This window comes from Shewanella sp. KX20019, assembly GCF_016757755.1.
In the GTDB taxonomy this organism is placed as follows: domain Bacteria; phylum Pseudomonadota; class Gammaproteobacteria; order Enterobacterales; family Shewanellaceae; genus Shewanella.
On the sequence record NZ_CP068437.1, the window covers coordinates 3,041,183 to 3,061,091 of the forward strand.

The window sequence follows — 19,909 nt, forward strand, 5'->3', positions numbered from 1 at the left end:
AATAGCTCGTCTTTTTTTTGTTGCGATTAACTATCAGGCAGCTTCACTATATATCTTTAATTATTTACCTTTAATTAATTCAGCAAAGAGAGATTTAATTTTATCCACTTTAGGTTTAATAATTATCTGGCAATAGGCTTGTTCACCATTAAGTGCAAAGTAATCTTTATGTTGCTTTTCAGCAACATAAAAACCATCAAAAGCTGACACTTCTGTCACGATTGGATTTGGCCACACACCGGCATTAGTCAATGTGTTAATCATGCCATTAGCAATCTCTGCTTGTTTCTCGCTATGAATAAACACCACTGAACGATACTGAGGTCCGCTATCATTTCCTTGTCTGTTTAGTGTGGTGGGATCATGGCTCTGCCAAAATACCGCTAGCAAACTCTCATAACTAATGACCTCTGGGTCGAACTCAATATGGACGACTTCAGCATGGCTTGTCATGCCACTGCATACCGCCCTGTAATGTGCATCATCTGCATTACCTCCGGCATAACCAGAAACAACACTTTTTACGCCATCTAAAGCAGAAAAAACAGCTTCGGTACACCAAAAACAGCCACCACCAAAGGTCGCCAGTTCAAGATGTTCGTCAATAGTAGGCGCTGCGGCTGCCGACTTAAAAGTCATCGATACCGAGTTAACGCAATGCCTGATATTCTTGGGCGTAAGAAACTCCCCTTCGAACACATGACCTAAATGGCCATCGCACTGCGCACATACAATTTCAACACGTTGACCATCTGCATCAATATTACGCTTTACTGCACCCGTTATCTCATCATCAAAAGCAGGCCAACCACAATGGGCATTAAACTTACTATCTGAGTGGTATAAGGGAGCATCGCATTTTTTACAGCAATAAGTGCCCTTAGCGTCGTGTTGATGATACTCACCGCTAAAAGGTCTTTCAGTGCCTTTTTGCTCTATGACCTGTTTTTCAAATTCTGTCAGTTTACGCATGATAACCACTCTATATCTCTTGATCCACATAGACCTTAGATTGAAGCTAATGAGCCAGGTAACTGGCCAAATGAGAATGCACTAGCTCCATATTCTAGTTAATGATGTCATAAATCAGCGATAAGACCACTTTATTAACAAAAAAAATTAATTTATTTAGTCGTAGAACACTGCGCTAGTGTTGATTACTAACACTGTGATATCTAGTGCATTATTTCCCATTTAGGCGACACTATTCACCTAGAGAAACAATAAGCAGTGTGACCTAGATCACTAAGGTTTGCTTCACAGTATCCTCGCCGCTAAACTTGCCTCGGGTTAACTAAAAATAAGAACAGATAACATGATTTTAGAGACAATTGATTATAGAGCGACAGGCAGTGCCGAAAAATTTGTAAAGTCACTACGTGACACAGGATTTGGTGTTTTAACTAACCACCCTATCGACAAGCAATTGGTTGAAGATATCTATACCGAGTGGCAAGCTTTCTTTAATACCGACGAAAAAAGACAATTTCTATTTAAGCCTGAAACACAAGACGGATTTTTCCCCGCAGAAATTTCAGAAACAGCGAAAGGCCATACAGTAAAAGACATTAAGGAGTACTACCATATTTATCCATGGGGTCGTATTCCGGAACAACTGAAAGCCAACATTCTAAAGTATTATGACAATGCCAATAGCTTGGCAGCTGAACTGCTCGATTGGGTAGAGCAACACTCACCGCAAGAAGTAAAAGACAAGTTTTCTATGGCGCTGCCTAAAATGATTGAAGACAGTCATAAAACACTTTTACGCGTTTTACATTATCCGCCGATGTCAGGCGATGAAGAGGTAGGTGCTATTCGTGCGGCAGCTCACGAAGACATTAACTTACTCACGGTACTACCGGCTGCAAATGAACCCGGGCTACAGGTGCAACTTAAAGATGGCACATGGATAGATGTCCCAAGTGATTTTGGTAATATTATCATCAATATTGGCGATATGCTTCAAGAAGCATCGGGCGGTTATTTTCCATCTACGAGTCACAGAGTCATTAACCCTGAAGGCAGTGATATGACCAAGGCTCGCGTATCGCTACCACTATTTTTACATCCTAAACCTGAAGTCAAACTATCGGAGAATTACACCGCCGATAGCTATTTGATGGAACGTCTACGAGAATTAGGGGTTATTTAGCAGCTTATCCAGCTAAAAAGCGCTTTCGAGCGCTTTTTATTTGTTAAAATTCGGCCGAACAAGGTAAAATCCTCCTCAATGTAGTTATTCGATATAAGAGCACACACATGGCAATTCAGTGGTATCCAGGACACATGCACAAAGCACGAAAAGAGATCGAAGAGGTTATGCCTCAAGTCGATTTGGTGATTGAAGTGCTTGATGCGAGGATCCCTTACAGTAGTGAAAACCCTATGGTGCAAAAGCTCCGTGGTGACAAACCTTGCATAAAATTGCTCAATAAGTCTGATCTTGCCGATCCCGAAACCACACAAAAGTGGATCGAGTACTTAGAGCAAGAGCAAGGCGTTAAAGCCATGGCGATTACCACTCTACAAGCGTCTCAAGTTAAAAAGATACCCGATCTATGTCGTAAGTTTGTCCCCAGTAGAGACAAGGTTGAGAAAGACATTCGCACCATGATTATGGGGATCCCAAATGTTGGTAAGTCGACCATTATCAATACCCTTGCTGGTCGCACAATTGCTAAAACAGGTAATGAACCCGCTGTAACAAAGACACAGCAGCGTATTAATTTACGTAACGGGATTGTGCTTTCTGATACTCCAGGTATTTTGTGGCCAAAAGTGGATAACGAAAATAGCAGCTACCGCTTAGCGGTGACTGGTGCGATAAAAGATACCGCTATCGAATATGAAGATGTGGCTATGTTTGCCGCTGAGTATTTTTTAGAAGCTTATCCAGAAGCGATGAAAGAGCGCTATAAGCTTAAAGAGTTACCAGATACCGATATTGAATTACTTGAAGCTATTGGCCGTAAACGCGGCGCCCTGCGCCCTGGTGGTCGTATTGATCTACATAAAGTATCTGAATTACTATTGCATGAATACCGTTCAGGTAAAATTGGTAAATTATCATTAGAGACACCTGCAATGGCTGAAGTTGAAAAAGCTAAAGTCGCTAAAATTCTTGCTGAAAAAGAAGCCAAAGAGGAACTTAAACGTGAACAGGAGCGATTAAAGCGCTCTGGAAAACGGTTAAGTTAAGTCATTAGCATATCTTTAAGGCGCTGAATTCAGCGCCTTTTTTATATCTTGTTATCCCTGATACTAGCAACAAGATGACTACAGCTGTTCTCTAGTAGATCTAGGACTAATTCAAAACCGTCACCAGTGCCATAGTAAGGATCAGGCACTTCATCATAAACCACTTCCCCTTCAGCAAATTTACAAGTATCTAAAATCAGACCGAGTTTTGATTGGAGTGGTGATGGACAGATCCCTCTTAAATCATCAAGGTTCTGCTTGTCCGCCGCCAAAATAAGGTCAAATGCACTAAAGTCATCACCCCTCACCTGCCGAGCAGTCATGCCATCAAAACATAAGCCACGCTTAACTCCTGCAGCAATTGAGCGTTTATCAGGAGAGCGACCTTGGTGATAGGCTATTGTTCCTGCAGACTCAACCTTGATATCAAGCTGAGCCTGCTGTACCAGAGCTCTGAACATTGCTTCAGCTGTAGGCGAGCGGCAAATATTACCCATACAGACAAAAAGGACACTTTTGATGGTCATAAAATAAATACTTTCTTGGTTGATAATGCTAAAGGTGTTGGCGAATGCATTAATAATGCAAATAAGCTCGTAAACAGCACACATGGCAGCTTAACCATTAAAATAACATATCTTACACAGCCACCCTAAATTTAGGCCCAGTGAAAAGCCGCTAGAGCTGATTATTAATAGCTCAACAAGATGGCCTAATTGTTTATACCCTTACTACTTGGAGATGCTCGTTTCAGAGAGGTAGGTTTTTTTATTAAGAATCGGCCTGCTCTGTGCTAAAGGTGCTGCTCTTTATGATCAATAGGTGATAGCGGTCGTTATTCGCGCCGCTCTCTATCATCCACACAATAACAATAAAATTCAAAATCGACCGTCAGGTTGATCATTGCTTGAACTTCTCTGTGTAGAATCACTCCACCTGCCATGCCGTAAAGTCATTACACAACACTGATCACACAATACTATGAATAGTAAGTTACTACGCAAAATACATATCTACCTTTCCCTTATCTGTTTCTCATTTCTATTTTTGTTCTGCTTCACTGCCATCACTTTAAATCATCCAACACTTTTCTCAACTGACGCGACTGTTGAGCAGCAACACATCTCAGTCTCGAGCGCTAATCCTAACGCTTATATCACAGCACTAGCATTAAATGGCATCGCACTATCAGATCCTCAAGCGGCGCTACTGCTTAATACGCATGAACTAACAATAGCAACGGCAGGCAAGCGAGTTGATCTCTATATCGATGATGAAAATAACCTGATTGAACTAATAAAAACGGATTTTGGCTTTATCGCCATGCTCAATGAACTACACAAAAATAGGCATAGCCCTGCTATTTGGACCATTATTTCTGATGTTATCGCGTGCATCATCATGCTCATCTGCATCAGTGGTACTTGGCTAAGTTTAAAGCACAAAGCACAGCGTCAACGTTATCTATATATACTCGCAGCGAGTGCTGTTGCACTCATCACCATGGTCTAAATGATATGAACCTCACAATGAAATACCTTATCAATGCACTGTTTTTACTGCTATCACCTGTGGCTTTAGCTGCTCAGGCTAGCGAAGCTGATAGCAATGCCCCCAGAATTACCTCGAGTAATAAACTGTTGATTGAAGTTAATTTAAGCCAGTTTAATATGCTCACAGAAAAACCTTATCTGGCCCTTTGGTATAGCCTACCCAATAAGCAATACACACCGCTTAAAGTGCTTAGAGCAGATAGCAAATGGTTAAGGGATCTCAAATCATTTTGGCGCTATATCGCCCGTTACCAACGTGAAAAGCTAGATGGCATAACCTCAGCGACAGTCAGGTCGGGCAGCCACAAGTTCAGCTTTGAACTTCCGGCTACAGCAGCGACTGAAACACATCGTTATTGGCTCGAAGTCGTAAGAGAAAATGGCACAAGAGAGTTACTAGAGGTTAGCATGGCAGCAAAGCAACCAAGCAGAAACTGTATTAACGGCACTAAAGAGGTCAACCTATTCTGCGTTGAATACCGCTAAGCAATTTAAGTTCAAGCATGTAGTTGCATTTATGTTTAGATGTGCACTCAGTGATATTTGGTTCACGGCAGCAAACATAGAATTGAGAAAGTTATTCACTCTATGGAATTAAAATGAAAAAAGTAATCGTTAACGCCCTACTCATCGCTGGGGTATGCACCCCTGTCACAGCACATGAAGTATGGATAAACAGTGGTAGTTTTGAACTCAACTCAGACGAACAAACTGTTTATAGCTTGGATGTCGCTCGCTCAGCTGATGCATTTATTGCAGAAGCTAATCACCAAGTTAAGTACCTAAACGTGCTTTCACCAACAGGAGCCACTGTCAAACTTAATACTGCGTTTAGTGGCCAAAATAAAGAGGTGTTCGAACAAGACTTTTCAGAAGCTGGAACCTATTACTTCAGAAGCCCAATGACCCAAGTATTCCTCACATTTTATCATGATGCTGCAGGGAAGGAGCACAAGGTTAGGCTGCCTAAGAGCCGTTACAGTGAATTGCCTGATAATGTAAAAATTGAGAAAACCGTAGAAAAACAGATGATAACCGAAACCTACATCAGTTATAACGGATTTTCAGAGCCCAAAGTTATCCAGCAAGAAGGGATCACTCTTACCAGCTCTATTCACCCAAATATGTTTACCGTCGGTGACAAGATTAGCTTTACCGCGAAATACCAAAATCAGCCACTGGCCAATGCAGAGTTTGCCATCAAAAGCATGAATAGCATCTATGACAACGAATTTGAAGAAGTAGAGCTTTTCACCAATAGCAACGGCCAAGTTGAGTTTACGCCTACTAACACTGGGCGCTATATCATTGCAGTTGAGCATGCAATAGAGCTAAAAAACGATAAAGGTGCCGATCAACGATCTATTGAACTGTTTAGAAGCTTTGACGTAGTGCAATAAATTTGAGTACCTCTCGCTAACGAGAGAGTGGCTAACTAGCCTCTTTATGGGCACCTGTTGCCGACACTCTCTAGCGAAACGCTTCCCCTATTAACTATGGCGCCATCTTCCCGAGGCGCCCTATTTCGTTAGTAACAACAGAAATAAAATCAAATGATATTTTATCGATGCAGATGAACTTTGCTTCACAGTTGCAACACTATACTCACGCCGAACTCAACATGATAACAATTATCATTTGCATTAAACGGAACTGTATCAACTATGAAACCATTAAAAGTCACTTACATCGCCAGCTGTATAGCCTTAGCTTTTTCGTGCCAAACAGCCCAAGCTGAAGAGAGTAAAGGAAGCTCAGAAACAGTCTATCGTCTTGATAACATAACCGTGTCGACTCAAGCTGAAGAGCAGCAAGACCCGTTAACAATGACTCAGTCAGTTAATGCAATTTCAAGAGACACCATACAAAATTTGAGCCCAACTAACGTTCCAAATGCACTTGAGATCATTCCAAATGTCGATATACAGGGCGGTCCATCATCGAGTAATCAAAACATCACTATACGTGGTCTACCTCAATCACATGCTTATGTTGTTATTGATGGGATCTACCAGAGTAACTACGCCTCAAAACGCGGTAGTTGGTACCTGAACCCCAACTTGGTCAACAACATACAAGTCACTGCAGGCCCAAGTTCTGGCGCGGCTGCCGGAAAAATTAGTATCAGCACAATCTCAGCATTAGACTTACTCAGTGAGGATGAGAAGTTTGGAGCAAAGGTAGATTTAGGTTATCGCAGCAACAATGCCCAGCAAGATTCTGGCTTAACGATATTTGGTAAAAGTGGTGCGACCGATTACCTACTTTCTGGTAATTATATGGATAAAGATGCCTATGAGATCGGAGGGGGTGGCAGCTATTACAAAACATCAGGCCGTCAACAGAGTGGCTTATTCAAATTGGGACACCAATTCTCAACAGACCAACGATTACAATTCACACTGAACCTCGATGACACCCATGGACATCAGGTGCGTAACGACATTGGCTACCGAGATGAACAGTACACTGGCGCTTCACTTATTTGGGAAGACAGCGGATCTGATAACCCATACCTTAATCTTAATACAACTATTTACTACAATGGCGTAGATTCCTACAGTGCAGAGCAAGGTCGTTCAGCAGAACAAATACAAGATATCAAAGATAGTAGCATTGGTTTTGTAGTCAGCAATGACAGTATCTTCAGTTTTGCAACAACAGACACGCTATTGCACTATGGCGTATCGGGACACTTCACTGATCATGATGGCCTTATCTATGATAAAGACTATGACACAGGTGAAATTACTGATGATAGCGCTACAGATGAAGCGACGACTGCCAGTCGAAAGTTAGCCGCTTGGGTCAATTACCAATTGCCCATAACAGAGTCGCTGGAGTTAATTCCTGGGTTACGCTACGACCAGTTTTATATTGAGTCAGCCAATGCCGTTGACGCAAATGGTCAACCTCTATTGCGAGATGGCCGTAGTGAAAGCCGTTTATCAAAGTCACTTAACCTCAACTACTACTTAAGCGATGACATCACCCTGTTTGCCTCTTATGCCGAAGCGCTTAATGCTCCGCGAAATGGCGAATTATTTACTTCTGGTAGAGGCTTTAAACCCAATCCATATTTAAAATCTGAACGAGCAGACAATAAAGAGATTGGTGCAGTTTGGGACACCCAAGCACTTTTTAGCGAGCAAGACAGCTTTACCACGCGAGTTAATATTTTCAGGAATGACATTCAAGACTATATAGGTACCGCTTACACCGACAATGAAAACTATCCAGATGGGGTCAAAGTGAATATCGGTGAAGCAAGGCTAGAAGGATTTGAATTTGTCTCAAGCTACAGTCTCAATGATTGGAATATGAGCTTGAGTTATGGTCAAACACGTGGCACCGATATGACCACTGGCTGGTACTTAGCTGATATACCATCGGACAAATTCAACCTAAATATTGATACCAAGATCAACGACAGCCTTTTAATCGGTACTCGAGCGACCTACGCATTGACCCATGACAAAGTACCAACACAGCAGTTGGGCGAAAACGGGGTGATAGAAGAGATCCCCGCAGCAGGTTTTGATGCTTGGTTCACCATGGATCTCTACGCCAGCTATACCCCAATGAGCATTGACGGCCTTGTTGCTAGGCTTTCGGTCACTAATTTATTCGACAAAGCCTACGCCCATCAACTGGACTTTGAGCGTGATGGCACTGAAAAACCTGTCAATGAATACTATGAAGAGGGTCGTTCAATTAATTTGCAGCTGAGTTACCAATTCTAAACGACGGTTCTAATACCTAACAACCTCCGCCCGCAGCATCTATTGACTGCGGGCAACTAAATACAAACGACTCTCATTAACGTTGACATTTCATTGACAAGCTTAGTGTTAGGCTTCCGTTCCAAACGGAAAGTAAGCGACTCGGTTCAACCGCAACCGCGTTCACAAAAGCGTGCCTAATAATCGATACTATAGAAGTGGAATGGCTAAAAATGATTGAAAAATCACAGGTGTTACTCGTTGAAGACAATAACGAACTCGCTGGCTCTGTTGCAGATTACCTCAGCGCACTTGGATATGGTGTTGATTTTGCTTTTAATGGCGCCGCGGGACTGCAGTTACTAGAAAGCAACCAATATGACATCGTTATTTTTGATGTCGCCATGCCTAAAATGAGTGGTTTAGAGCTGTGCCATAAACTGCGCCATGAACTGTTTAACCCTATCCCGGTTATCTTCTTAACCGCTAGAGATACTCTAGAAGACAAAAAAGCTGGTTTTCAAGCGGGTGCCGACGACTACCTGGTAAAACCCTTCGCACTGGAGGAGCTGCACCTGCGCTTACAAGCCTTACTCTCTCGAGGGCCAAGACGTGATATTGGGCTCCAGAAAATCGCAGGTTTAACGGTAGATCATAACCAGTCATTAGTAAGTTATGAGGGGAAACAAGTGCGCTTATTAAGTCTACAAATGCATATCTTAACCATACTGCTAAAACACTATCCCAACGTGGTTTCAAGGCAGATGCTAGAGCAAGCTATTTGGGATGGAGTGCCACCAGAAAGTGATCCTCTTCGCACGCATATCTACCGCTTGCGAGCAACATTAGAAGTCGCATTTGAAAAAACGGTTATCCGCACGGTTTATGCAAAGGGCTATCAGATTGTTTAAAGTTGACAAGTTTAACCATGTCCTGACCGCTACTTTTCTGGTGTATACCAGTATCTTGTGTGCAGTTTATGCTTATTTACTTTTTCATGCCGTACATGAAATTGAGAACCAAGCCGCGCAGATCTACTTACAGAATGCACAAGTGGAAGTACTCAAAGAACTCAATGCAATAGAGTTGCAACTTCAATCGAACACAGTAGATCTTCAACACCGCGCCATGTTGCCAAAAGATTTGAGCAGTGTCTCAGATGAAGAGCTCATCAATCTACTAATCGAACATTTCAAGCAAAGCCGTCCACAATTGCACATTTACAGTTCGATTACGGCCAATATTCCAGCGTATCTCACCCCGCTCTCTATTGGGTTTCATGAATTCCAGCCTGAAGATGCCCAAATTTTAGTATCCAAGCTTCCCCGTCGCAATATCAGCCTCTATTTAGTTTATGACGAAACTAACGCCTCTAAATTAGACGAAAGTACCCCAGACATCATCGTCGGGCTAGCGTCGGTAGCGATCCTCATTTGCTTAATTGGCATCATGGTTTCGATTATTCTAGGCCGAAAAATTGCAGCGCCCCTAAAACGCTTAACTATGGAAGTGAGTAAAGCGGAACCCCAGCTCCCTCTGGTAGGCCATAATCGTGCCGACGAAATAGGCACACTCAGCCGCAGCTTTACCGCCTCTATTGAGCGGGCAAAACAATTCCTATACCGAGAAAAGCAGTTTTCGCGTCATGTTAGCCACGAGCTACGTACACCGCTCGCAATTATTGGTAATTGCATGAGTTTGCTCAAACTTGAGCATGCAAGCGAAGATGCTAAAGCCACGGCGCTGTCGCGAATTGATAGAGCAACCAGCAACATGGTGCAGCTAATTGAGACGTTCCTTTTACTCGGGCGTGAGCAACAAAACGCCAGTCTTAGCACGGTTAATCTACGCCAAGCCATTTTCAACGAGCTAGACAAAATAGACTCCTCAAATCCGAGCGACGCAACGCCAGCAAAGTTCCTGATCTGTCACGATGGCATGGTCCGCTCGGACGCTGCACTGTTAGGCATATTGATCAATAACCTACTGCGCAATGCCCTCGCCTCATCTAACAAATTGGTACGGATCACGCTAAGTGACAATCAGTTACTGATTGATAATGACATCGTTAAAGATCTAAGCACTTCAACGCCTGGGTTTGGTTATGGCACTGAGATCATAAACCGAATTGCCGAGTGTTTACGTTGCCAGCTGACAATAAACAAAAATGAGCATAGATATAGAGTCATTGTGACTTTCAATGACTCTATACAACTACCAGTTTCTAATTAAAAAATTAGCAACATAACCCATTTACATCTCATTTATTTAAAAGGACATACAGTGAACTCTCCAGATTGGCTAATTCAAGGTGGCTGGTGCCTATGGCTGCTTATCGGTTTATCAGTAAGCTCATTGAGCCTAATAATCAATAAACTGATTAGCTTCGCTAAGTTTGGCTTTAATCAACAAAGCGAGTATCAGTTTTGGTTAAATTCAATGTCAACCATAGAAAAAATGACCTTTACTGACAAACACCTACGCTTAAACCACCCCGCCACTAGACTGATACAGTTTTGTAACGCCATCTTACCTAATGCCATTAATAGACAAGCATTCGAAGACAAAGTAGCCATAAAAGCGGAACAGGAGATTATGCAGCTCAAGCAAGGAATGCGACCTCTTGAAGTTATCTCAGCACTGGCGCCCCTTATCGGTTTGCTCGGCACTGTACTAGGGATGATTGATGCCTTCCAAAACCTTCAACAAGCAGGCACTAAGGTCGACCCTGCAATGTTGTCGGGAGGAATATCCCAAGCATTACTCACCACTGCAGCGGGACTTATCGTTGCCATACCATCGACCGCCGCATGGCACTTTTTTGACAATATCATTAGCCAACATAGTGCGGCCATGGAACATCTGCTGACCGATTACAGCTCTCTACCATCGACTCGTATGGCCTTCTCATGAAATTAAAAATGGCAAGTAAAACTCGGCCTCAAATAAGCTTAACCCCGTTAATTGATGTGGTATTTATCTTGCTAATCTTTTTCATGTTGGTGACAAAAATGACGTCCTATCAGTCGTTAGAGCTCTATTTATCGCAAAAAAATAACCAAGCTAACAGCTCAAAGCCACAAAAAGAGGTTGATATAACCTTAATGACAACCGGCGATATTATGTATCAAAAGCAGAGTTACAGCCTGGTTAACTTTAGCCAGCTAGTTCCGCCTAACACTGTCGTTAAGCTTAATCTTAATATTGAATTTACGGTTACTGCACAGCAGTTTGTATCCGTAAAAGAGACGTTATTAAGTTACGGTTATACCAATATTGTAGAGTGGATAATCCCCAATGAAAATCAACGCTGAGATCAGCTCACGCCCCGTCATTGAGCCCATGTTATCGCTAATTAATGTGGTGTTTTTATTGCTTGTTTTCTTCTTAGTGGTTGGGCATATCGACACCGAGCAACAGATTGAGTTGCAGATGTTGACCACGCAAAGCCAACACTCTGAACTCACCGAAGCCAATGATAACTGGCTTTACGTTACGCTAACGGGTGAGTGCTATTACCATGAAAAACGATTAAGACTTGAGCAGTTTCAAGCTGCGTTTCCCAGCAATAAAAGCCTATATGTGGCTGTTGATGCTTCACTCACAATGGGGAAATTACAACATATCGTTACCGAGCTAAAGCAACTCGATATCGCTGATATCTCCTTGATTACTCGTTTAGACAAAAGTCAGATTAAATGAAACCTCCAGCGGCAACATGGGCTGCCATAACAATTGCAGTCATCATTCATGCGCTAGTATTTGTGCAACTGTTGTGTGATCTGCATACAACTCCATCGGCTACGCCAACGGCGGCATATTCGGTGACAAAAATATCTTTTTCCCGCCAACAGCAAACATCCGATAGCGCTGATGCGCAGCAAAGCCTGCCAGAGTTGCCACCAAGCGAAACTAACGCGTCTGCGATATTGGACACCAAGGCACAAAACTCAGCAATAGTGCAAAAGCGATCGCCAATTAGAGAAGTTACTGATAAACCGGTAAAAACTAAACCCCAGAGAAAGTTAGCCCAAAATAGAAAAAAGGCCATAACCAAACAATCGGTGACATCAATAACCACCTCAAACAGTAATAAGCCGTTAGCAACACAAGCAATAGTGACATCAACTGCGCCAATGAACACTTCCGCCGTCTTATCGGTGTCAGGAGCTGTCACAGCAATAGAGACTAATCGTCATGCTAGCAACAAAAACAGCCAAGTTATTGACCCCAATGAGCACAAAACCAATCAATATATAAACTTTGTCAGAACAGAGATATTAAAACACAAACACTATCCTAAGCAGGCTAAATTACGCCGTCATCAAGGCAGCGTAACCGTGGCTTTTACCTTAACTGCCGAGGGAGATATTAAAAATATAAAATTGCTGCAAAAGTCATCGAGTAAGTATCTCAATAAAAGTGTACGCAAATTACTCCGCCGTATTCACTTACCTGCTGCGGAGCAACAAATTAGGCTCTCTTTTCCGAAACAGATCACCTTAACACTGGAGTTTTCGTTAGACACATTAGCCAGTTGACTCTAGTTCAATATTTAACATCACAACATGCCAGCGCAAAAAATTTCAGATCCGATGTCCTATTTTGACATTCCCTTCACACCAATTTAGTTAGCTTACTGGCTAATGAATGATGAGACACAACGGGCTCATTGAACCAGTGCAAATAAGTGTGATTAACCTAGGTAACAAAATGACTGCCACAAATGATAAAAATAGTCTCGATAAATTGGGCTACCCAGCGACATTTAAAAAGTACCTGCCATTGTGTTTGGTCATCGTCGCGGTATTAACTGCATATATTTTACAAGTTACCTCGCCGTCTGCAGCGGTAAAGCCAGACAGTGAACAGGTTATCAGTGTCAATGTGATTGACGTAAAACAACGGGCGTTCACTCCAAGCTACACCGCATACGGTACGGTTATGGCTAAAAATAAACTCACGTTAACAGCCCAAGTTGAAGGCCTACTCAGTCACCTTGCTGACAATGTGATTGCAGGTGGAATACTCAATAAAGATGATAATATTTTTCAGCAAGACGCATCCGATCTATCCGCATTACTGGCGCAGCGACAAGCCGAAGTTGAGATTGCCAGCGCTCAACTCTCATTAGAGCTAGGCCAGCAACGCATTGCAGAGAAAGACTATCAAATGATGCAGAAGGACTTTAATGAAAATGAATGGCAGCTGGACCTCGAACTCCTACTAAGAAAGCCGCAACTAGTCCAAGCCAGAGCCCAACTCTCGATTGCACAACATGCGCAAACCATAGCTCAGCGCGATCTAATACGCAGTCACTGGCACAGTGACAAGCGTTATTTTGTTGAGTCTAAAAGTGTTTCTGAAGGGGATTATTTAGTCAAAGGCGACGAAATAGCCAAGCTAGTCGACATTAGTCAGCTAAGAGTCCCTATCTATCTACCGAGAGAACTAGCATCAAAAGTCACTATAGGCCAAGCCGTTTCGCTCTACCAACCCGATACTCAACGTACTGTTAACGCTAAAATCAGCCATGTATTTCCCATGCTTGAAAATAATATTCAGCTACAAAAAGTGTTCGCTGAATATCAACCTGCAGCTAATGATCTTAGCCCATTGATTATAGGTGACTTTGTCGAGGCGAAGTTGCTATTCCCCTCCATAGTAAATACGTTAAAGATACCGCTATCTGCCATCGATGATAATCACATTTGGTTGGTGACAGCCAACAGTACTCTCAAACAAGTGCCCGTGAGCATCTTACATCAAGATAGAACCAGTGCAGTGATCATCAACACCTTAAGTGAAAGTGAACAGATCATCAGCAATAAAATACATGCTCCACAAGCCAATTTAAGCGTTAACATTGTGGAGGTACTCTAATGAGCCAGCAAACCTCTACAGATCATTCGCAACCTCCAACAAATTCGCGTTCTCTCATCAATAGATTCATAAGTTGGATGATTGATAATCCTGTCGCCGTTAACTTGCTTACCGTTGCGATACTCGCGCTTGGCATCTACAGCTATGGTGATATTAGGCAGGAAACATCACCGTCATTTAGCGTCGATGAAATTGCGATTAGTGCAAGCTTCCCTGGCGCAACACCAAAAGAGATAGAGCAAGGTATTGTATTACCTATCGAACATAGCCTGAGAGAAAATAGCCAAATTGATCGACTCTCTGCCACCGCTATGGAGGGGGAGGCAAATATTGTGCTGACACTCAATGACGGTGTCGATGCCAATAGCATGATTGCCGAGGTTAAAAATGATCTCGATGCCATAAACAGCTTTCCGGCGAGTATGGAGCCTCTGCAAATATCCTTAGTCGAAGAGCTTGATTCCTTAGTTGAATTTGGTATCTACGGCGATCTTTCAGAGCTTGAACTAAGGCAACAAGGAACAGAGTTAAAAAAAGCACTGTTAACCCAGTTTGATATTGCCAAGATTGAAATAGCGGGCGTCAGAGAGCCAGAGATCATTATTGAGATCAGCCAAGATAAGCTTTATCAATACCAGCTTACGCTTGCTGACATCACTGAAAAAGTTGCAGCAGAGGTCACCGATATCTCTGCAGGTAATATCAGTACTAATGCTGGCGATGTGCTCATTCGTACACTTGGTCGAAAAGACCAAGTTAGCCAATTCAAGCAAATTAAGATTAAAGCCCTAGTTGATGGTGCTGAAATAAGACTAGGTCAAATAGCCAAAGTTAGTTTTGGCTATTCTCAGCAAGAAGCGCCCTTTTTAATCAACGGTAAACAAGGTGCTATGCTGGTTATTTACCAAAGCAAAACTGCCAAACCACTTAAGCTCAGCGCTGAGATACAAGACTTTGTTACTCAATATCAACAGACGCTTGCAGTAAATGCAGAAATTATCGTACTGGATGACCAAGCACACTCTTTTCAAACCCGTATCGATCTATTATTAAATAATGGCCTAATTGGTATGATATTGGTCATTATTGCGCTATCGCTATTTCTGGATATGCGCTTGGCATTTTGGGTATGTATGGGGGTGCCTATTGCCATCATTGGCTCACTCGCTTTTATGCCAATACTCAATATCCCGCTCAATATGGTCACGCTATTTGCGTTTATTATCACCCTCGGGATCTTAGTCGATGACGCGGTAATTGTTGCAGAAAACATCTATCAAAAGGTTCAGCAAGGCTGTGAAATGGAGATGGCGCTTAAACAAGGCGTCAAAGAAATGAGCCTGCCCGTTTGTTTTTCTGTGGCTACCAATATCATCGCTTTTGTACCGCTGCTGTTTGTGCCCGGCGAACTTGGCGTGATGTACAAACCCATGACATTACTCATTTTTGCTATCTTCATCGTCTCCTTAATCGAGGCATTATTGATATTACCCCATCACTTAAAACAGCTTAACAAGCCACAAAAACTGAACTTCATCAGTAAAATACAGCAGAAGAGTTTTAACGCATTTGAAAGGCTCAGAGATGTTCATTTCAATAAAGTACTGCGTTACGGCCTACGTCAGCCTTTAACCATTTTGGCTATTTTTATCTCTATCACTTTAGTGACGTTTAGCTGGGTTAATTCTGGGCGTGTTGACGTTGGGTTTGTGCCCAAGGTCGAATCACAACGTATTGATGCCGAGGTTGAGTTCCCAGCAGGTTCTGCATTGGCTGACAAAAAGAAGACCATGGCGCTCGTACAAGCCGCAGGTGTACGCGCCTTCGAGCGCTTAAATGCACCCGACAGCTATAAGCACATTATGGTATCTATTCGGGCTAACTCCGCAGCAACGACCTTTCAGATTGTTGAAGACACAAAACGAGACTATAGCGCACGTGAACTGGTTGATACTTGGCGCAACGAAATAGGGCCACTGGCGGGTATAAAATCACTGTTCTTCGATTTTGAAGTGGGCCCCGGCGGCGGTAAGGAGCTATCGATAGAGTTAGGTGCCAGCGACAGCGAGGTGTTAAAGCAAGCGACTTTCGAGTTAATGTCGCAACTGAGGCATATAGAGGGTGTGACCGATATTGATAGCGGTCTTATCGATGCTCAGCGTGAATACACCTTAAACATTAATGCTCGCGGTAGCATGCTGGGGTTTGACAGTAATAGTTTAGGAGCTTTGCTGCGCAATAGTTTTTATGGCGATGAAGTTAAACGACAGATCCTAAATAGCGAAGAGCTCAAGATTAGGGTAATGCGCCATCGCAATGAACAGTTCAAAGCAAATCAGTTAGGAGAGTTACTCATTACATCCCCAACGGGTGAACAAGTCTTGCTAAAGCAAGTCGCGACAATTATTCCTATTTTGTCAGCGACACAGATCGACAGGGTTGATGGTGTTGAACAGGTTGAAGTTAGCGCGAGCTTTATTCGCAGCATTGCTAATGTTGCGCTAATAACATCGCAGATCTCTGATTCAATTATTCCTGAGTTAAGGCAAAAATATCCAAATATTGAGATAGAGTTAGGCGGCAGTGCTCGTACTGAAAGAAAGGTGAATAGCCAACTAATGACAGGGATATTGTTGGCGCTGTTTATCGTTTTTTCATTCTTGGCTATCTATTTCAAGAATATCATTGACGCTATCTTAATCATGAGCGTGATCCCTCTGTGCTTAGCCGCCGCGATGCTTGGACATATTATTCTAGCGCAAAGCTTTAGCGTGATGAGCCTGTTTGGCATGATAGCGCTATCAGGATTGGTGCTTAATGGTTCATTTGTGCTCTTATTAGAGATAAAACAACACTTACGTCAAGGTGGTGATATTGAAACGGCAATTATTAATAGCAGCTTAGGACGCTTTAGGCCGGTGGTTATCACTGCTATGACCACGACTTTGGGTTTAGCGCCTATGTTATTTGAAACATCTACTCAAGCGCTATACCTGATCCCAATGGTGATCAGCTTAAGTTTTGGTACCTTCTTCTCAATGGCCACTATTTTGATTTTTGCGCCCGCGGTATTTTTGCTGAGTGAGCGTTGGCATCAACGGCATAAAACTCAAGAGCAGCAGGACTCTCAGAATTCTCTCGAGTTGAATTTGCCCATTTAGCACTTTTTTACTTAAACGTGAGCGTTGATTAAAGTGTAACCCAGGGAGGAGCCGAAGTATCTTCAACAATTGATTGAAGCTACTTTGGCTCAGTTATGGTTTATAAATTTAGCAACCGGTGCAACGATTATGGTGCACTTAAAAGATCAGTTTTGGCTGACTTTGCGCCCGCAAATCTTACACCATAGTAGACATACCATGCCCTAAACGCAGACATGCCATCTTTTACACACACCTCTTTGAGGATCTCATCCGCCCGTTTTCTATCAGACTGCGGCAAAACCTCTTCCCGCATTAGCTGGTACAATGCGTCATGGATTAATGACCCCTGCATAAAGTTTTTACTGTCTATTGCAGGACTACTTGGCCCATCCCACGCGTAACCTGGCTTGATAGTTAAACGGCCACTCGCGTTAATCTCGAGAAAGTTATTAGCAACAGGCTGCTTAACAGATATGCCTGTCTCAAAGGTTAATTCAGAATGTAGATTGTATTTAAATTTTCTACGCTGCTTATATTTAATCAAAGCCCACTCCTAAGTATCCAATATGCTACAAAATTCACTATGAATTAAGATGTTACCATTAGCAATGGCATTTACGACGTGTGACTCATGGTGTTAGTAAAATACTCAAATAGCGATAAAAAGAAATAGTAGTTAGGACAACGTAATAAGAGCATTAAAGTGGCTTTCTTACCCGTAGAAAACTGGCAAACCTAGGCGTCCCCTTTTGGGTTTCACCATAATACTTAAACGTTATGATGCTACCAATCTTTGGTGGGTTCCGGCGCTCTTCATCGGTAAAGCCTGTACCAATACTAAACTGTTTACCCTGCTGACTTTCAACCAACAATGCCCCCATCATGTTGGTGTATTTACCCTTGCCGGGTTGGTGTGCTAAAACAACAGCTTCTGCATCGTAAAACGGCTTTAATTTGACAATGTCACTGCTGCGGCCTACTTGATAGTGTGCTGCTTTGTGGTGCAGCATCAAGCCTTCACCATTTTCCGCAACGATTGATTGTAGACGTTCATCTAATTGGGCCTGCTCATCCAAGGAAAATTGCTCAATAACCTGGATGTAAGGGTTAATATTTGCTAAGTCGGCCAGCGCCTTTTTATATCTTTCAATAAAGGGGGTGCTTTCAGCTGGTAAGTCAAAAACCATAAAGCGCACTTGCTGCCACTCCGCTTTACTAGCCCTTTTTTTTCGGACGATAGCCGATACTTGTTCGAATTTATTTCGAGCAATCCATAGTTCACCGTCAATAGGATAACTTGGTAAGCCTTCAATAAACCACGTTGGCACGTTAATGATTCTGCCGGAACGAGACAGCATATTAGTGCCATCCCAGTAGCCCCTTACCCCATCAAGTTTTTCACTTATCAAGTAATCAGATAGTTTAGCGACTTGCTGTGGTTGATATTGTTTTGCTAGCTGAATAGGAGGCTTGGCCATTTCAGTAGCTGTTAACTCCGCAGCTATTACAAAGAATAACGTTAGTGCAAACCCCAAAATACCTAGAAAATAATTTAGGCCTGAACTTATATTTGAACTTCGACTACCGATTTTTGTCATACACAACTCATATCAAGGAAGCAGCACAGTGCTTATTCTCGCTTAAAAGTCTAGAGGCCAAACGGAATTAGTCCATCAACAAAATGGCTGATTTATCGATGGACCCTTTTGCATTAACACAACATTTTAACGTGTTATACTGAGCCGCAATTTTTGGGGTAAATTCAAATTAAAAATAATCGCACACAGATGAGAACATATGAAACCTGCAAATAATCATGGTATTAAACGCGTAATTAGAGCAACTGGATTTTCGATGCAAGGCCTTAAACTTGCGTGGAAACACGAAGCAGCATTCAGACAAGAGTTAGTCCTCGCTGTTATTATGTTGCCAATAGCGTTATTGGTCGATGTCACAACCGTAGAGCGTATTTTACTCATCTTAGGCCTGTTTATCGTGTTAATCGTTGAGCTATTGAACTCAGCAATTGAAGCGGTTGTTGACAGAATTAGTGATGAGATCCATCCATTGAGTGGGCAAGCTAAAGATATTGCATCGGCAGCTGTATTTATGAGTTTAGCTTTTTGTGGCCTAAGCTGGGCACTGATCTTATTCCCTAAATTTATATAACACTCTTTTCGGCTAAAGAGATGCTCTTTCTGTTAACAACATAACGTTAATAAAAGAGCATTTTTTGCTATATCGCTATCGGTCGCCGTCCCCATAACACACCAGTAGTCGCTAAAGTCACCTTTAGCGCTATATCCCATTTAGTACGATTTCTGTCATATCCTCCACAAAACACGCCAAAACTAGTTAAAAATGTAGTTCCCCTGTAATAGATCAAACAAATAACACATATTTAGAA

The 19,909-nt window shown here is 42.4% G+C and carries 19 protein-coding genes; 15 read left to right on the forward strand and 4 right to left on the reverse strand.

Features of this window, described 5'->3' with window-relative positions:
- Positions 1 to 60: 60 nt before the first annotated feature.
- Complete coding sequence (locus tag JK628_RS13370; RefSeq protein WP_202285132.1) at positions 61 to 972, reverse strand: bifunctional methionine sulfoxide reductase B/A protein; 912 nt, start codon at positions 970 to 972, stop codon at positions 61 to 63.
- 343 nt (positions 973 to 1,315) lie between these two features.
- On the opposite strand from JK628_RS13370, the gene JK628_RS13375 reads away from it, so the two are divergent.
- Positions 1,316 to 2,155, forward strand: coding sequence for an isopenicillin N synthase family dioxygenase (locus JK628_RS13375; RefSeq protein WP_202285133.1), 840 nt, complete (start codon positions 1,316 to 1,318; stop codon positions 2,153 to 2,155).
- A gap of 107 nt (positions 2,156 to 2,262) precedes the next feature.
- Positions 2,263 to 3,201, forward strand: a complete 939-nt coding sequence (gene ylqF, locus JK628_RS13380; protein ID WP_202285134.1) for a ribosome biogenesis GTPase YlqF — start codon at positions 2,263 to 2,265, stop codon at positions 3,199 to 3,201.
- Positions 3,202 to 3,242: 41 nt separating this feature from the next.
- Here ylqF and JK628_RS13385 read toward each other — a convergent pair whose 3' ends face one another.
- Positions 3,243 to 3,728, reverse strand: a complete 486-nt coding sequence (locus tag JK628_RS13385; protein WP_202285135.1) for a low molecular weight protein-tyrosine-phosphatase — start codon at positions 3,726 to 3,728, stop codon at positions 3,243 to 3,245.
- Positions 3,729 to 4,182: 454 nt separating this feature from the next.
- Here JK628_RS13385 and JK628_RS13390 point away from each other — a divergent pair, with 454 nt between their 5' ends.
- From JK628_RS13390 to JK628_RS13445, 12 genes are all read left to right on the forward strand, one after another.
- Positions 4,183 to 4,713 (forward strand): PepSY-associated TM helix domain-containing protein, encoded by a 531-nt coding sequence (locus JK628_RS13390; RefSeq protein ID WP_202285136.1) that lies wholly within the window; start codon positions 4,183 to 4,185, stop codon positions 4,711 to 4,713.
- A gap of 5 nt (positions 4,714 to 4,718) precedes the next feature.
- Positions 4,719 to 5,240, forward strand: a complete 522-nt coding sequence (locus JK628_RS13395; RefSeq protein ID WP_202285137.1) for a DUF2271 domain-containing protein — start codon at positions 4,719 to 4,721, stop codon at positions 5,238 to 5,240.
- 113 nt (positions 5,241 to 5,353) lie between these two features.
- A complete protein-coding gene (locus tag JK628_RS13400; protein WP_202285138.1) occupies positions 5,354 to 6,154 on the forward strand; it encodes a DUF4198 domain-containing protein in 801 nt (266 codons plus the stop codon).
- Between the two features lie 264 nt (positions 6,155 to 6,418).
- Positions 6,419 to 8,497, forward strand: coding sequence for a TonB-dependent receptor domain-containing protein (locus tag JK628_RS13405; RefSeq protein WP_202285139.1), 2,079 nt, complete (start codon positions 6,419 to 6,421; stop codon positions 8,495 to 8,497).
- A gap of 212 nt (positions 8,498 to 8,709) precedes the next feature.
- A complete protein-coding gene (locus tag JK628_RS13410; RefSeq protein ID WP_202285140.1) occupies positions 8,710 to 9,387 on the forward strand; it encodes a response regulator transcription factor in 678 nt (225 codons plus the stop codon).
- Complete coding sequence (locus JK628_RS13415; RefSeq protein ID WP_202285141.1) at positions 9,380 to 10,708, forward strand: histidine kinase dimerization/phospho-acceptor domain-containing protein; 1,329 nt, start codon at positions 9,380 to 9,382, stop codon at positions 10,706 to 10,708. The genes JK628_RS13410 and JK628_RS13415 overlap by 8 nt, the downstream gene beginning before the upstream one ends.
- 51 nt (positions 10,709 to 10,759) lie before the next feature.
- Positions 10,760 to 11,389 (forward strand): MotA/TolQ/ExbB proton channel family protein, encoded by a 630-nt coding sequence (locus JK628_RS13420; protein WP_202285142.1) that lies wholly within the window; start codon positions 10,760 to 10,762, stop codon positions 11,387 to 11,389.
- Positions 11,386 to 11,790, forward strand: a complete 405-nt coding sequence (locus tag JK628_RS13425; protein WP_202285143.1) for an ExbD/TolR family protein — start codon at positions 11,386 to 11,388, stop codon at positions 11,788 to 11,790. The genes JK628_RS13420 and JK628_RS13425 overlap by 4 nt, the downstream gene beginning before the upstream one ends.
- The gene (locus JK628_RS13430) at positions 11,774 to 12,178 is read left to right on the forward strand and encodes a biopolymer transporter ExbD (protein WP_202285144.1); all 405 of its coding nucleotides are present in this window, start codon (positions 11,774 to 11,776) and stop codon (positions 12,176 to 12,178) included. Before JK628_RS13425 ends, JK628_RS13430 begins: the two co-directional genes overlap by 17 nt.
- Positions 12,175 to 13,017 carry an energy transducer TonB gene (locus tag JK628_RS13435; protein WP_202285145.1) on the forward strand — a complete coding sequence of 281 codons (843 nt, stop codon included), beginning with the start codon at positions 12,175 to 12,177 and terminating at the stop codon, positions 13,015 to 13,017. Before JK628_RS13430 ends, JK628_RS13435 begins: the two co-directional genes overlap by 4 nt.
- 172 nt (positions 13,018 to 13,189) lie before the next feature.
- Positions 13,190 to 14,359 carry an efflux RND transporter periplasmic adaptor subunit gene (locus tag JK628_RS13440; RefSeq protein ID WP_202285146.1) on the forward strand — a complete coding sequence of 390 codons (1,170 nt, stop codon included), beginning with the start codon at positions 13,190 to 13,192 and terminating at the stop codon, positions 14,357 to 14,359.
- Positions 14,359 to 17,520 carry an efflux RND transporter permease subunit gene (locus tag JK628_RS13445; protein WP_202285147.1) on the forward strand — a complete coding sequence of 1,054 codons (3,162 nt, stop codon included), beginning with the start codon at positions 14,359 to 14,361 and terminating at the stop codon, positions 17,518 to 17,520. The genes JK628_RS13440 and JK628_RS13445 overlap by 1 nt, the downstream gene beginning before the upstream one ends.
- 127 nt (positions 17,521 to 17,647) lie before the next feature.
- Here JK628_RS13445 and JK628_RS13450 read toward each other — a convergent pair whose 3' ends face one another.
- Together JK628_RS13450 and JK628_RS13455 are read right to left on the reverse strand one after the other, a co-directional pair.
- Positions 17,648 to 18,046 (reverse strand): DUF1353 domain-containing protein, encoded by a 399-nt coding sequence (locus JK628_RS13450; protein WP_202285148.1) that lies wholly within the window; start codon positions 18,044 to 18,046, stop codon positions 17,648 to 17,650.
- A gap of 154 nt (positions 18,047 to 18,200) precedes the next feature.
- Positions 18,201 to 19,100, reverse strand: a complete 900-nt coding sequence (locus JK628_RS13455; protein WP_202285149.1) for a DNA ligase — start codon at positions 19,098 to 19,100, stop codon at positions 18,201 to 18,203.
- A gap of 199 nt (positions 19,101 to 19,299) precedes the next feature.
- Here JK628_RS13455 and JK628_RS13460 point away from each other — a divergent pair, with 199 nt between their 5' ends.
- On the forward strand, positions 19,300 to 19,671 hold the full coding sequence (locus tag JK628_RS13460) for a diacylglycerol kinase (protein WP_202285150.1): 372 nt from the start codon (positions 19,300 to 19,302) through the stop codon (positions 19,669 to 19,671).
- The last annotated feature ends 238 nt before the right edge of the window (positions 19,672 to 19,909 follow it).